The following is a 12,653-nucleotide window of genomic DNA, read 5'->3' on the forward strand; positions in this document are numbered from 1 at the left end:
AGACCTTAGCGCGGGCCGCGCGGCCCTGCCATCGTCTGTCTGCAAATATCCCCGCCGGAGGCGCGGGCCACGTCAGCGTCGGAAGGTGGCGTAATGCGGCACGCGGCCCTCGCGCAGCGCCTTCTGCTCGTAGCGGGTGGAGTGCCAGTCGCTCCAAGGCTCCGGCCCATCATGGACCAGCGTGAAACCGGCTTTCGGCACTTCCTCGAGCGCCTGGCGCATGTAGTCGGGGATGTCGGTCGCGACGCGGAACTCGGCGCCGGGGGCCATGACGCGGTGCAGCGGGATCAGGTGCTCGGGCGTGACGAAGCGGCGGCGATGGTGCCGCGCCTTGGGCCAGGGGTCGGGGTAGTTGAGGAAGGCCTTGGCGATCGAGCCGTCGGGCAGCACGTCCATCAGGTCGCGGGCATCGCCCGGATGGACGCTGACATTGGACACGCCCGCCGCGCGGATCTTGCCCAGCAGCATGGCGACGCCATTGATGAAGGGCTCGCAGCCGATGATGCCGATCTGCGGATAGCGGGCAGCCATGGCGACCATGTGCTCTCCGCCGCCGAAGCCGACCTCGAGCCAGACGGGGCGGTCGTCCCCGAAGATCGCGGCGGGGACGATAGGGGTGCGGTCTGGGTTCTCCTCGACCGTGATCCCGCGCGGGCGCAGGCTGCCGAGATCCTCGGACAGGTAGCCCTTCTGGCTTTGCCGCAGGGTCTTGCCGTGGCGCCGGCCGTAGAAGTTGCGGTGCGTGGGGGTGGGATCGAACTCGCTCATGCGGGGGCGATGCCAAGGCGGCGGCGGAAGGTCAAGCGGCAAGGCCGGACGGGGGCACTGCCCCCGCCGCACTTCGTGCGCCCCCGGGATATTTCTCCGAAGAAGAAGGTCAGGGTGCCGGGCTGCGGCACCCTGCGCTCAGTCGGCGGCAAGGCGGCTGATGATGACCTTGACCTCGGGCTTCTTGCCGACCTCCTCCATCGAGACCTGGCGGACGATGCGGCGGACGCCCTCGTCCAGCTTCTTGTCGTTCATCACCGTCGCGTCGTCCACACGGTCGAGGTAGTCGGCCAGCTCGCTTTCGATATGGCGCGCCAGCGGCACGCCCGCGCGGCCCTGCGCGGCAAGGCCCATCGTTTCCACCCAAGCGTCGGGCAGAATCTCGTCGTTCTCGTCCACGATGACCGAGACGGTGGCATGTCCGTTCAGCGCCATGCGGATGCGGTCGCGCACCACCCCGTCCATCGCCCCGATCAGCACGTTGCCGTCCAGGTAGATGCGGCCAGTTTCGACCTCGTCCACGACGCGGGGGCGGTCGCCCGCCAGGTCGATCATGGTGCCGTTGGTCACGATTTCCGAGATCATGCCCTTGGCCTGCGCCAGCCTGGCATGCTCGCGCAGATGCATGTGCTCGCCATGCATCGGGATCACGATGCGGGGCTTCAGCAGGTCATGGACCGCCTCAAGGTCGGGGCGGTTGGCGTGGCCCGAGACGTGGTAAAGGCCCGAATCCGCGTCGAAGACGTTCACGCCGATGCGGCTGAGGTTGTTCATGATGCGGCCGACCGGGCGCTCGTTCCCCGGGATCGTGCGGCTGGAGAAGAGGAAGCTGTCGCCCTCCTTCAGCTCGATGCCCAGGTAGCGGCCCATCGACAGCTGCATCGAGGCCGCACGGCGCTCGCCCTGGCTGCCCGTGACGATCAGCAGCACCTTGTCGCGCCGCAGGTCGACGGCTTCCTCGGGTCCGATCACGCGGGGGAAGTCGCGCAGGATGCCGGCCTCGGTCGCCGCTGTCACCATCTTGCGCATGGCCCGGCCCAGCAGGCAGACCTGCCGCCCGGCCGCGGTTCCGGCATCCGCCAGCGTCTTGAGCCGCGCGATGTTGGACGCGAAGGTCGTCGCCACCACCATCTGTTTCTGCGCCACCACCCAGTCAAGAAGCGGGTTCGCCAGCACGGCCTCGGACCGGCCCGGATGGCGGGTGAAGACGTTGGTCGAATCGCACATCAGCGCGGTGATTGGCACCTCGCCCGCGATCTCGTGCCACAGGATCGGATCGAAGGCCTCGCCCACGATGGGGGTTCCGTCCAGCTTGAAGTCGCCCGAATGGACGATGCGGCCCGCGGGTGTGTCGATGATCAGGGCCGCGCTTTCCGGGATCGAGTGGCTGACGGGCACGAACTGGACGCGGAAGGGACCGGCCTCGACCACCTCGGGGCGGGCGCCGACGGTGCGCAGCTTGTCGACGGGCTGGCCCGCCTCCTCCATCTTCATGCGGGCAAGCGCACCCGTGAAGCGGCGGGTATAGACAGGCGCCCGCAGGCGGTTCCACAGCAGGCCCAAGGCGCCGACGTGATCCTCGTGCCCGTGGGTGATGAAGATCGCCTCGAGCCGGTCGCGGTTGTCTTCCAGCCAGCGGACGTCGGGCATGATCAGGTCGATGCCCGGCGCGCTGTCCATGTCGCCGAAGGTCACGCCCAGATCGACCAGGATCAGGCGTTCCCGTCCCGGCTTGCCGTAGCCGTAAACATAGGCGTTCATGCCGATTTCGCCCGCGCCGCCGAGCGGCAGATAGATCAGGCGTTCAGACATTGCCCATCTCCTTGTTGTAATCGTGGATGAGCCGCAGCCCGTGCATTGTCAGGTCGTCGTCCCAGCGGTCGAACAGATCCTCGATCTGGTCGAACAGCGCGGCCAGCCCTCCGGTTGCAATGATCTTCATGGGACGGCCGCGTTCGGCGGCGATGCGCGAACAGATCTCGCGCACGAGGCCGGCATAGCCCCAGAAGACGCCGGACTGGATGCATTCGACGGTGTTTGTGCCGATGACCTGCGCGGGACGGGAGATATCGACATGGGGCAGCGAGGCCGCGCCCATGTGCAGGGCTTCCAGCGACAGGTTCACGCCGGGCGAGATCACGCCACCGACATAGGCGCCATCCTCGCCCACCACGTCGAAGGTGGTCGCGGTGCCGAAATCCACCACCACGAGGTCCGGACCGTAGCGGTCGAAGGCCGCCCAGGTGTTCACGATGCGGTCGGGTCCGACCACGGTGCCCGCATCGACGCGCGGGGGCGCGGGCAGCAGGCAGTCGGGCTTGCCCACGACCAGTGGCCGGGTGTCGAAGTAGCGGTTGCAGAGGACGCGCAGGTTGAACACCACGCGCGGCACGGTCGAGCTGATGATGCAGCCGTCCACCTCGACCTCAAGCTTGCTCAGCGCCATCAAAGAGCGCAGCCAGACGAAATATTCGTCCGCCGTGCGGCGATGATCGGTGGCGATGCGCCAGTGGGACAGGAAGCGTTCGCCGTCCCAGATCGAGAACAGGGTGTTGGTGTTACCGGTGTCGATGCAGAGAAGCATCAGGCGACCTCGTCGAAGAAGACCTCGGCGGCGGGGATGACCTCGCGGCCGGCGGCGGTGGTCAGGACCAGGGCGCCGCTGTCGTCGATCCCCTCGAACCGGCCGGTGCGGCTGGTGGCGCCGGTGCGGGCGGTGATCGTCTGGCCAAGCCGTGCCGCGCGGGCGGTCCAGGCCGTGCGGATCGGGCCGAAGCCATAGGCCGCCAGCTGCTGCTGCCAGCGTGCGAAGGCGGGGGCGAGCAGGTCCAGGAATTCCTCGGGCGCGACGGCATGGCCGGTTTCGCCCAGGACCGAGACGGGCGGGACGGCGCCGGGTTCCAGCGCGCCGGGATCGGGGGCGGCGGCCAGGTTGACGCCAATGCCAACGGCCAGCAGCGACACGTCGCGCCCCTGCCCCGCGCTTTCCAGAAGAATGCCCGCGACCTTGCCGCCATTCAGCAGGACGTCGTTCGGCCACTTGATCGCCAGCCGGGCGGCCGGACCGCAGACAGCCGACAGCGCCTCGTGCAGCGCCAAGGCCGCGACAAAGCTGTAAAGTGACACATCGGCAGGCGAGCCCTGCGGGCGCAGCGCCAGGGTCGCGGCAAAGTTTCCGGCCGGCATGGACCAGGTGCGGCCACGGCGGCCCCGCCCGGCGTCCTGCCTGCGCGTCATGATCCAGATCGGCCCTGCCAAGGACGTGCCGAGGCGGGCCGCCTCGGCATTGGTGCTGTCCGTCTGCTCGAGGATCAGGCGGCCGACGCCCTGCGGCCAGGACGCCGACAGCGGCAGACTGGCGTCAGTCAACGGGTGCAGTCGCGACGGCGACCGGGGCCGGGATGACGACGGCATTCTCGCCGACCAGCGACAGGGCCGCGCGCTCGGCCGCGGCCTCGGTGCCGAAGAGCGAGAAGGCGCCGATGATCATCGCAGCCGCCGAGCCCATCAGCGCCACCCACTGTGCGCCGCCCATCCGGGATTCCACCGGCGTGTCACGCTGCGTGCCGAAATACATGTAGTAGACGATCCGCAGGTAATAATAGGCGCCGATCACCGAGGCGACCACGCCCAGCACCGACAGCCAGCCCATCTGCACGTCCACGGCAGCCTTCAGCACGCCGAACTTTGCAAAGAAGCCCAGCATCGGCGGAACGCCCGTGAGGCTGAAGAGCAGCACGGTCATCGCCAGCGCCTTCAGCGGCTCGGCCCGCGCCAGCAGGTTCAGGTCGTCGATGGCGGTCACCGGGCGGCCGTCGCGCTCCATCGACAGGATGAAGGCAAAGGTGCCGACGTTCATGACCGCATAGACGGCCATGTAGATCAGCGTGGACTGGACGCCGAAGACGGTGCCCGCCGCAAGGCCGATCAGGGCGAAGCCGACATGCGCGATCGAGGAATAGGCCATCAGGCGCTTGATGTCGCGCTGCCCGATCCCGGCGATCGAGCCGAGGAACATCGACAGCACCGCCATGACCGCGATCACCTGCGTCCATTCGCCCGGAACGCCCCCGAAGGCGCCCCACATCAGCCGCCCGATCATCGCCATGGCGGCGACCTTGGGGGCGGTGGCGAAGAAGGCCGTCACCGGCGTGGGCGAGCCCTCGTACACGTCGGGCGTCCACATGTGGAAGGGAACCGCCGAGACCTTGAAGGCCAGACCGACCAGCAGGAACACCAGGCCGAAGAGCAGCCCGATCGACAGGCGGTCCCCGGTGATCGCCTCCATCACCCCGGCAAGGTTAGTCGTGCCCGCGTAGCCGTAGACCAGCGAGGCGCCGTAAAGCAGCATCCCCGAGCTGAGCGACCCCAGCACGAAATACTTCAGCCCCGCCTCGGACGAGCGCGCGCTTTCGCGCCGCATGGCCGCGACGACGTAAAGCGCCATCGATTGCAGCTCGAGCCCCATGTAGAGCGTCAGCAGGTCGCCGGCCGAAACCATGACCATCATGCCGATGACCGCCAGCACCACCAGCACCGGCAGCTCGAAACGCATCAGGCCATGACGGACCAGATAATCCGCGCTCATCGCCAGCACGCCGGCGGCGGACAGAAGGATCGTCACCTTGGCGAAGCGCGCAAAGGCGTCGTCGATGAACATGCCGAAGAAGGCCTGCGCGTCCCCGCGCCCGCCCCAGCCGATCGCGACCGCAGCGACCAGCAGCGCGATCACCGACAGCCACAGCACGGCGCCCGCGACCCGGTCCTTGCCGAAGAAGGCCCCGAACATCAGCGCGACCAGCGCGAAGACCGACAGCGCCACCTCGGGCATGAGGGTGTAAAGGTCGAGAGACGTCATCATGACGGAATGCCCCTTAGTGGCCGTCTGCGGGCGCGGCGGCGACCTCGGTCGCGGCGTCAGCGGCAGGCAGGCTGGCGTGATAGTCGTTCAGAAGGGCTGCAACCGAGGGCCCGGTGATGTCGGTGACGGCCCGCGGATAGACGCCCAAGAGGATCGTCATGGCGATCAGCGGCACGAAGATCCAGCGCTCTCGCGGGGTCATCTCGGTGATCGAGCGCAGGCCGGTGCGGACCAGCCGCCCCAGCGTCACGCGGCGATAGAGCCATAGCGCGTAGGCGGCCGAAAGGATCACGCCCGAGGTCGCCACGAAGGCCACCCAGGTGTTGACCTGGAAGGCGGCCATCAGGGTCAGGAACTCGCCCACGAAGCCCGAAGTGCCGGGCAGGCCCACGTTCGCCATGGTGAAGAACAGGAAGATCAGCGCGTAGATCGGCATCCGGTTCACGAGGCCGCCATAGGCGTCGATCTCGCGCGTGTGCATCCGGTCATAGATCACGCCGACCAGCAGGAACAGCGCGCCCGAGATGAAGCCGTGCGACAGCATCTGGAAGATCGCGCCCTGCACGCCCTGCTCGCTGGCCGCGAAGGTGCCAAGCGTGACGAAGCCCATGTGCGCGACCGAGGAATAGGCAATCAGCTTCTTCATGTCGGACTGCGCCAGCGCGACAAGGCTGGTGTAGACGATGGCGATGGCCGACAGCCAGAAGATCGGGCCCTGCGCGATGGCCGAGGCCTCAGGGAACATCGGCAGCGAGAAGCGCAGGAAGCCGTAGCCCCCCATCTTCAGCAGCACCGCCGCCAGCAGGACCGAGGCCGCGGTCGGCGCCTGGACGTGCGCGTCAGGCAGCCAGGTATGGACCGGCCACATCGGCATCTTGACCGCGAAGCTCGCGAAGAAGGCGAGGAACAGCAGCATCTGCGTGCCGCCCACCAGGCTCCACCCGAAGATGGTGAAAGGATCGCTCGGGAAGTCGAAGCCCAGCAGCGTCGGGATGTCGGTGGTGCCCGCCATGCGGTACATCACGATCATTGCGACCAGCATGAAGACCGATCCGAGGAAGGTGTAGAGGAAGAACTTGAAGGCCGCGTAGATGCGGTCCTTCCCGCCCCAGATCCCGATGATCAGGAACATGGGGATCAGCCCGGCCTCAAAGAACAGGTAGAACAGCACCAGGTCCAGCGCCACGAAGACGCCGATCATCAGCCCTTCCAGCACCAGGAAGGCGATCATGTAGTCCTTGGCGCGGTCCGTCATCTCCCAGGTGGAGAGGATCACCAGCGGCATCAGGAAGGTGGTCAGAATCACGAAGAGGATCGAGATGCCGTCCACGCCCAGCTTGTAGCGCAGGCCCATGATCCAGGGCTGGTCTTCCACGAACTGGAAGGCCGTGTTCTGCGGGTCGAAGCCTGCCAGCACGACGCAGGACACCAGGAAGGTGGCGACCGTGGCGACCAGCGCCAGCCACTTGGCGTTGCGGCCCGCGCCCTCGTCCTCGCCGCGCAGGAACAGCGCGAGGATCAGCGCCGCGACGATCGGCAGGAAGGTGATGATCGAAAGAAGCGGATAGGTCGTCATGTCAGCTCATGCTCCGCGCCATCACCCAGATCAGCAGGGCGACAAGGCCCAGCACCATCCCGAAGGCGTAGTGGAAAAGATAGCCCGACTGCACGCGGCCGGCGAAGCGGGTGATGCGCGGGATCAGGCCCATCGCAAGGCCGTTGATCGCCCCGTCGATGGTCCGGCGGTCGCCCCCATGCCACAGCGCGCGGCCGATCCAGCGGGCGGGCCGTACGAAGATCGCGTCGTACAGCTCGTCGAAATACCACTTGTTCAGAAGGAAGCGGTATAGCGGGCGCTGCGTCTCGGCCAGACGCGCGGGCGCGGCCGGGTTGCGGATGTACATCGCCCAGGCAAGGCCGAGGCCGATCAGCATGGCGATGAAGGGCGACGCCTTGACCCACTTGGGCGAATGGTGCGCGTCGTCCAGCACGTGATTGTCGGGGTGCATGTAGATCGCGCCTCCGACCGGGGCCGCGACGGCCGCATGGGCCTCGCCCTCGGCGGCGGGTGCGGGAGCGTGGTCGGCGGGCTCGGCCGCCTCGGCCGGGGCCGTGGCATGGTCGGCGGGTTCGGTGCCGTGGTCGGCCGCAGCGGCCACATGGGGCATGTGGAAGAACTGGCTGACGCGGTCATGGTCGCCGAAGAAGGGCGCATACCAGATCATGCCGGCGAAGATCGCACCGAGGCTCAGCACGCCCAGGGGCACAAGCATCACGGCCGGGCTTTCATGGGCATGCTCATGGGCGTGCAGCCCGTCGTGGTGATCGTGGCCGTGGTGGCCATGATCACCATGACCATGCGCCACGGGCTCGGCGGCGGCGGCGGTCTGGACCTCTTCCTCGGCCTTGATGGCGGGGTCCCAGACCTTCTGCGGGCGCGGCTCGCCCCAGAAGGTCAGGAACATCAGCCGCCAGGAATAGAAGCTGGTGAAGCAGGCGGCGATGACCAGCAGCCAGAAGGCATAGGCGTTGCCCGAGGCATAGGCGCTTTCGATCACGGCGTCCTTGGACAGGAAGCCCGCGAAGCCGATGGTGGTCAGGGGGATCCCGACGCCGGTGATGGCCAGCGTGCCGATCAGCATGGCCCAGAAGGTATAGGGGATCTTCTTCCGCAGCCCGCCGTAGTTCCGCAGATCCTGTTCATGGTGCATCGCATGGATGACCGAACCGGCGCCAAGGAACAGCATGGCCTTGAAGAAGGCGTGGGTGAACAGGTGGAACATCGCGACCGAATAGACCCCGACGCCCGCCGCCACGAACATGTAGCCCAGCTGCGAACAGGTCGAATAGGCGATCACGCGCTTGATGTCGTTCTGCACCAGGCCCACGGTCGCCGCGAAGAAGGCGGTGGCCGAGCCGATCAGCACGATGAACTGCTTGGCCTCGGGCGCGAATTCATAAAGCGGCGACATCCGGCAGACCAGGAACACGCCCGCCGTCACCATGGTCGCGGCGTGAATCAGCGCGGACACCGGCGTCGGGCCCTCCATCGCGTCCGGCAGCCAGGTGTGCAGGCCAAGCTGCGCGGACTTGCCCATGGCGCCGATGAACAGCAGGACGCCCAGCAGGTTCGCGGCGTTCCACGAGGTCCAGAGGAAGGGCACCTCGGTGGTGGCGAGGGCCGGCACCTGCGCGAAGATGTCGTCGAAGCGGATCGAGCCGGTCAGCCACCACAGCCCGAAGATCCCCAGCAGGAAGCCGAAGTCGCCTACGCGGTTGACGATGAAGGCCTTCATCTGCGCGTCCAGGGCGCTCGGTTTCTTGTAGTAGAAGCCGATCAGCAGGTACGAGGCGAGGCCCACGCCCTCCCAGCCGAAGAACATCTGCAGCAGGTTGTCGGCCGTCACCAGCGCCAGCATGGTGAAGGTGAAGAAGGACAGATAGGCGAAGAAGCGCGCCTTGTAGGGCTCGTCCTCGGTCCAGTTGTCGTCATGGGCCATGTAGCCCATCGAATACAGGTGCACGAGCGCCGAGACGGTGTTCACGACGATCAGCATGATCAGCGTCAGGCGGTCGATGCGGATCGCCCATTCGGCGGCGAAATCGCCCGCCACGATCCAGTCCATCAGGTGGACCTTGTAGGGCTGCCCGTCAAAGCCGAAAAACAGCATCCAGCTGAGCGCGGCGCAGATGAACAGCACGCCCGTGGTCAGGATCTGGGCGCCCTGTTCGGAAATCACCCGCCAGCCGAAGCCCGCGACAATCGCGGCGACCAGGGGGGCAAGAAGGATAAACTGTTCCATTGCTGCCTCAGCCCTTCATCACGTTGGCGTCTTCGACCTCGATGGTGCCGCGGTTGCGGAAGAACACCACGAGAATGGCAAGGCCGATCGCCGCCTCGGCCGCGGCCACGGTCAGGACGAACATGGTGAAGACCTGACCCGCCAGATCGCCCAGGTGCGCCGAGAAGGCGACGAAGTTGATGTTGGCCGACAGCAGGATCAGCTCGATCGACATCAGGATGACGATGACGTTCTTGCGGTTCACGAAGATGCCGAACACGCCGGTGACGAACAGGATCGCCCCCACGACCAGGTAATGTGTCAGTCCGATCATCTGCCTTCGTCCCTTCCGGTTCGTGGGTCCGGTCTTCTTGCGCGCGACTCTCTCGCGCTGCTGTTTAGATCACGCGCGCGCGAGTGAACAGCGCCCGCGCGTGCGGCGTGGCCGGCACGTTTCCGGTGCCGGCCTGACGCCTTACTGCAGCCCCTGCCCCGGCTTGGGGTTCGTCATCCGCATGGCCTTGGCCGGATCGCGCCACATCTGCTGCAGCACGTCCTGCCGCTTGATGTCGCGGCGGTGGCGCAGGGTCAGAAGGATCGCGCCGATCATGGCGACCAGCAGCACCAGCCCGGCCAGCTGGAAAGGCAGCAGGTAGCGGTCGTAAAGGATCAGCCCCAGCGCATGGGTGTTCAGGGTGTTTTCCACGATGGGGGCCACGCGCGCGGCCTCGGCCGTGGCAGCGGATTCCCAGATGCCGAAGGCGATGCCCAGCTGCGCCATCATCACCAGCGCGATCAGCAGCCCGAGCGGCAGGTAGCGCGCCAGTTCCCCTTTCAGCGCGGCGAAGTCGATGTCGAGCATCATCACCACGAAGAGGAACAGCACCGCCACGGCGCCGACATAGACGATCACCAGCAGCATGGCGACGAACTCGGCGCCCTGCAGCACGAACAGCCCTGCGGCCGAGATGAAGGCCAGGATCAGCCACAGCACCGAATGGACCGGGTTGCGCGAGATCACGACCATAAAGCCCGAGATCACGACGCTCAGCGCGAACAGGTAGAAGGCGAAGGTCATCATTTCTCGGCTTCCTCCTCGGCAAAGACCGATTGCGCCAGTTCCAGCGCCTTCTGCATGGCCGGCAGGCCGCCGAACATGCTCATCTGCCAGATCGTCTCGGCAATCTCGCGCTGGGTGGCGCCCGCGGAACGCGCGTGGCGCACGGCCAGGCGCAGCTGCGGCTCGGCCACGGCGCCCTGCACGGTCAGCGCGCCGATGGTCAGCAGCAGGCGGGTCTTGGCGTCCAGCCCCTCGCGGTTGAAGGTGCGGCCGAACCACATCTCCATCATGTCCGCCGACATGGTGGGGAACATCTTTTCCAGCGTGCGCGGATCGAACTTCTCCAGCGCCGGGTTGAAGGCTCGCGCCATCTCCTGCCCCGACTGGAGCATCTGCTGGAACAGCCTGGTGAAACCGTCGCTCATCGGTAGGGCGCGTCCAGCTGGAGGTTGCGGGCGATCTCGGCTTCCCAGCGCTCGCCGTTCGCAAGCAGCTTGGCCTTGTCGTAAAGCAGCTCCTCGCGGGTCTCGACCGAGAACTCGAAGCTCGGGGTTTCCACGATGGCATCCACCGGACAGGCTTCCTGGCAGAAGCCGCAGTAGATGCACTTGGTCATGTCGATGTCATAGCGCGTGGTGCGGCGCGAACCATCCTCGCGCGGCTCGGCGTCAATCGTGATCGCCTGTGCTGGGCAGATCGCTTCGCACAACTTGCAGGCGATGCAGCGTTCCTCGCCGCTGGGATAGCGACGCAGCGCGTGCTCGCCCCGGAAGCGCGGCGACAGCGGGCCCTTTTCATGGGGATAGTTGAGCGTGGGCTTCGGCGCGAAGAAGTACTTCATCGCGAGGCCGAAGCCCTTGATGAAGTCCCACATCAGGAAATACTTGGTCGCGCGGACGAAATCGACGGCCATTACAGGGTTTCTCCGACAGCATCCACGCCGCCTTCGGGCGCGGCATAGCGGTCCATCGCGCCTACCAGGATGCGCTTGACCGAGCCGTCCGGCGTGATCCCGTGCGGCGCCAGCGCGTCCATCAGGAACTGCGCGAACTCGGCCTTGTCGTTCTCGGTGGCGTCGCGCAGGGCGACCGCGATTTCATTCGTGATCATGGCTTATCCTCCGACAACGGTTTGGCCGATCGGCACCAGGTGGTCCCAGCGCGCCCAGAAGCCATCGAGCACCTGGAAGCGGGCCAGGAAGGCGATCAGCACGACCCAGGCCAGCGACATGGGCAGGAACACCTTCCAGCCGATCCGCATGAGCTGGTCATAGCGATAGCGCGGCACCATCGCCTTCACCATGGCGATCATGAAGAACCAGAAGGTCATCTTCAGGAACATCCACAGCGCCCCGTCGGGAAGGCCCGGGATGGGCGACAGCCAGCCGCCGAAGAACAGGATCGAGATCAGCGCGCACATCAGCCAGATGGCGATGTATTCCCCGCCCATGAACAGCAGGTAGGGCGTGGACGAATATTCGGTCATGTGGCCGGCGACCAGTTCCGATTCCGCCTCGGACAGGTCGAAGGGCGGGCGGTTCGTCTCGGCCATGGCGCTGATGAAGAACAGCACCAGCATCGGCAGATGCGGCAGCCAGTACCAGTTGAGCATCCCGTAGGCGCCGCGCTGGCTTTCCACGATGCCCGAAAGGTTCATCGTCCCGGCCGAGATGATCACGCCGATGATGATGAGGCCCAGCGAGACCTCGTACGAGATCATCTGCGCGGCCGAGCGCAGCGAGGCGAGGAAGGGGTATTTCGAGTTCGAGGCCCAGCCGCCCATGATCACGCCATAAACCTCCAGCGAGGAGACGGCGAAGATGAACAGGATGCCGACGTTGATGTCGGCCATGACCCAGCCCGGCGCGAAGGGGATGGCCACCCAGGCAAACAGCGCCAGCATCATGCTGAGGAAGGGCGCCAGGAAGAAGACGAACTTGTCGGCCCCCGAGGGCACGACGATTTCCTTGAGCACGTATTTCAGCGCGTCGGCCACCGTCTGCAGGATGCCCCAGGGCCCGACGACGTTCGGCCCCCGACGCATCTGCACGGCAGCCCAGACCTTGCGGTCGCCGTAAACCAGGAACAGCAGCGAGATCATCACGAAGGCGATGATCGCAAGCCCTTGCGCCAGCAGAACCATCGCGTGCCACAAGGGGGATCCCATGAAGTCAGCCATGTGT

13 protein-coding genes are annotated in these 12,653 nt (G+C 66.3%); all 13 read right to left on the reverse strand.

The window, feature by feature from the left end:
- Positions 1-72: 72 nt before the first annotated feature.
- The 13 genes from trmB to nuoH all read right to left on the reverse strand — a co-directional run bounded on the left by trmB (position 73) and on the right by nuoH (position 12,649).
- Positions 73-768, reverse strand: coding sequence for a tRNA (guanine(46)-N(7))-methyltransferase TrmB (gene trmB, locus BLQ03_RS10295; protein WP_090755601.1), 696 nt, complete (start codon positions 766-768; stop codon positions 73-75).
- Between the two features lie 138 nt (positions 769-906).
- Positions 907-2,580 carry a ribonuclease J gene (locus BLQ03_RS10300; protein WP_090755604.1) on the reverse strand — a complete coding sequence of 558 codons (1,674 nt, stop codon included), beginning with the start codon at positions 2,578-2,580 and terminating at the stop codon, positions 907-909.
- Complete coding sequence (locus BLQ03_RS10305; RefSeq protein WP_090755606.1) at positions 2,573-3,352, reverse strand: type III pantothenate kinase; 780 nt, start codon at positions 3,350-3,352, stop codon at positions 2,573-2,575. The genes BLQ03_RS10300 and BLQ03_RS10305 overlap by 8 nt, the downstream gene beginning before the upstream one ends.
- Positions 3,352-4,137, reverse strand: coding sequence for a biotin--[acetyl-CoA-carboxylase] ligase (locus BLQ03_RS10310; RefSeq protein ID WP_245688815.1), 786 nt, complete (start codon positions 4,135-4,137; stop codon positions 3,352-3,354). Before BLQ03_RS10310 ends, BLQ03_RS10305 begins: the two co-directional genes overlap by 1 nt.
- Positions 4,130-5,626 carry an NADH-quinone oxidoreductase subunit NuoN gene (nuoN, locus tag BLQ03_RS10315; protein WP_090755702.1) on the reverse strand — a complete coding sequence of 499 codons (1,497 nt, stop codon included), beginning with the start codon at positions 5,624-5,626 and terminating at the stop codon, positions 4,130-4,132. The genes BLQ03_RS10310 and nuoN overlap by 8 nt, the downstream gene beginning before the upstream one ends.
- A gap of 16 nt (positions 5,627-5,642) precedes the next feature.
- Complete coding sequence (locus tag BLQ03_RS10320) at positions 5,643-7,205, reverse strand: NADH-quinone oxidoreductase subunit M (RefSeq protein ID WP_090755609.1); 1,563 nt, start codon at positions 7,203-7,205, stop codon at positions 5,643-5,645.
- A gap of 1 nt (position 7,206) precedes the next feature.
- Positions 7,207-9,432: an NADH-quinone oxidoreductase subunit L gene (nuoL, locus tag BLQ03_RS10325; protein ID WP_090755612.1), complete on the reverse strand. Its 2,226-nt coding sequence runs from the start codon at positions 9,430-9,432 to the stop codon at positions 7,207-7,209.
- Positions 9,433-9,439: 7 nt separating this feature from the next.
- Positions 9,440-9,745, reverse strand: a complete 306-nt coding sequence (gene nuoK / locus BLQ03_RS10330) for an NADH-quinone oxidoreductase subunit NuoK (RefSeq protein WP_090755614.1) — start codon at positions 9,743-9,745, stop codon at positions 9,440-9,442.
- Between the two features lie 141 nt (positions 9,746-9,886).
- Positions 9,887-10,492 carry an NADH-quinone oxidoreductase subunit J gene (locus BLQ03_RS10335; protein WP_090755616.1) on the reverse strand — a complete coding sequence of 202 codons (606 nt, stop codon included), beginning with the start codon at positions 10,490-10,492 and terminating at the stop codon, positions 9,887-9,889.
- Positions 10,489-10,896 carry a carboxymuconolactone decarboxylase family protein gene (locus BLQ03_RS10340; protein ID WP_090755617.1) on the reverse strand — a complete coding sequence of 136 codons (408 nt, stop codon included), beginning with the start codon at positions 10,894-10,896 and terminating at the stop codon, positions 10,489-10,491. Before BLQ03_RS10340 ends, BLQ03_RS10335 begins: the two co-directional genes overlap by 4 nt.
- Complete coding sequence (gene nuoI / locus BLQ03_RS10345; protein WP_090755618.1) at positions 10,893-11,384, reverse strand: NADH-quinone oxidoreductase subunit NuoI; 492 nt, start codon at positions 11,382-11,384, stop codon at positions 10,893-10,895. Before nuoI ends, BLQ03_RS10340 begins: the two co-directional genes overlap by 4 nt.
- Positions 11,384-11,581, reverse strand: a complete 198-nt coding sequence (locus tag BLQ03_RS10350) for a hypothetical protein (RefSeq protein WP_090755619.1) — start codon at positions 11,579-11,581, stop codon at positions 11,384-11,386. The genes nuoI and BLQ03_RS10350 overlap by 1 nt, the downstream gene beginning before the upstream one ends.
- 3 nt (positions 11,582-11,584) lie before the next feature.
- Entirely contained in the window at positions 11,585-12,649 is a 1,065-nt protein-coding gene (gene nuoH, locus BLQ03_RS10355; protein WP_090755620.1) for an NADH-quinone oxidoreductase subunit NuoH, read from the reverse strand.
- Between the last annotated feature and the right edge of the window lie 4 nt (positions 12,650-12,653).

This window comes from Paracoccus chinensis (assembly GCF_900102885.1).
GTDB lineage: Bacteria > Pseudomonadota > Alphaproteobacteria > Rhodobacterales > Rhodobacteraceae > Paracoccus > Paracoccus chinensis.

What these genes read in the sequence shown, in the direction of transcription:
- nuoL (WP_090755612.1), bottom strand. Translation starts at nt 9,432, where the DNA reads ATGGAACAGTTTATCCTTCTTGCCCCCCTGGTCGCCGCGATTGTCGCG.
- BLQ03_RS10340 (WP_090755617.1), bottom strand. Translation starts at nt 10,896, where the DNA reads ATGAGCGACGGTTTCACCAGGCTGTTCCAGCAGATGCTCCAGTCGGGG.
- BLQ03_RS10300 (WP_090755604.1), bottom strand. Translation starts at nt 2,580, where the DNA reads ATGTCTGAACGCCTGATCTATCTGCCGCTCGGCGGCGCGGGCGAAATC.
- nuoN (WP_090755702.1), bottom strand. Translation starts at nt 5,626, where the DNA reads ATGACGTCTCTCGACCTTTACACCCTCATGCCCGAGGTGGCGCTGTCG.
- BLQ03_RS10335 (WP_090755616.1), bottom strand. Translation starts at nt 10,492, where the DNA reads ATGATGACCTTCGCCTTCTACCTGTTCGCGCTGAGCGTCGTGATCTCG.
- nuoI (WP_090755618.1), bottom strand. Translation starts at nt 11,384, where the DNA reads ATGGCCGTCGATTTCGTCCGCGCGACCAAGTATTTCCTGATGTGGGAC.
- BLQ03_RS10320 (WP_090755609.1), bottom strand. Translation starts at nt 7,205, where the DNA reads ATGACGACCTATCCGCTTCTTTCGATCATCACCTTCCTGCCGATCGTC.
- nuoK (WP_090755614.1), bottom strand. Translation starts at nt 9,745, where the DNA reads ATGATCGGACTGACACATTACCTGGTCGTGGGGGCGATCCTGTTCGTC.
- BLQ03_RS10305 (WP_090755606.1), bottom strand. Translation starts at nt 3,352, where the DNA reads ATGCTTCTCTGCATCGACACCGGTAACACCAACACCCTGTTCTCGATC.
- trmB (WP_090755601.1), bottom strand. Translation starts at nt 768, where the DNA reads ATGAGCGAGTTCGATCCCACCCCCACGCACCGCAACTTCTACGGCCGG.
- BLQ03_RS10350 (WP_090755619.1), bottom strand. Translation starts at nt 11,581, where the DNA reads ATGATCACGAATGAAATCGCGGTCGCCCTGCGCGACGCCACCGAGAAC.
- nuoH (WP_090755620.1), bottom strand. Translation starts at nt 12,649, where the DNA reads ATGGCTGACTTCATGGGATCCCCCTTGTGGCACGCGATGGTTCTGCTG.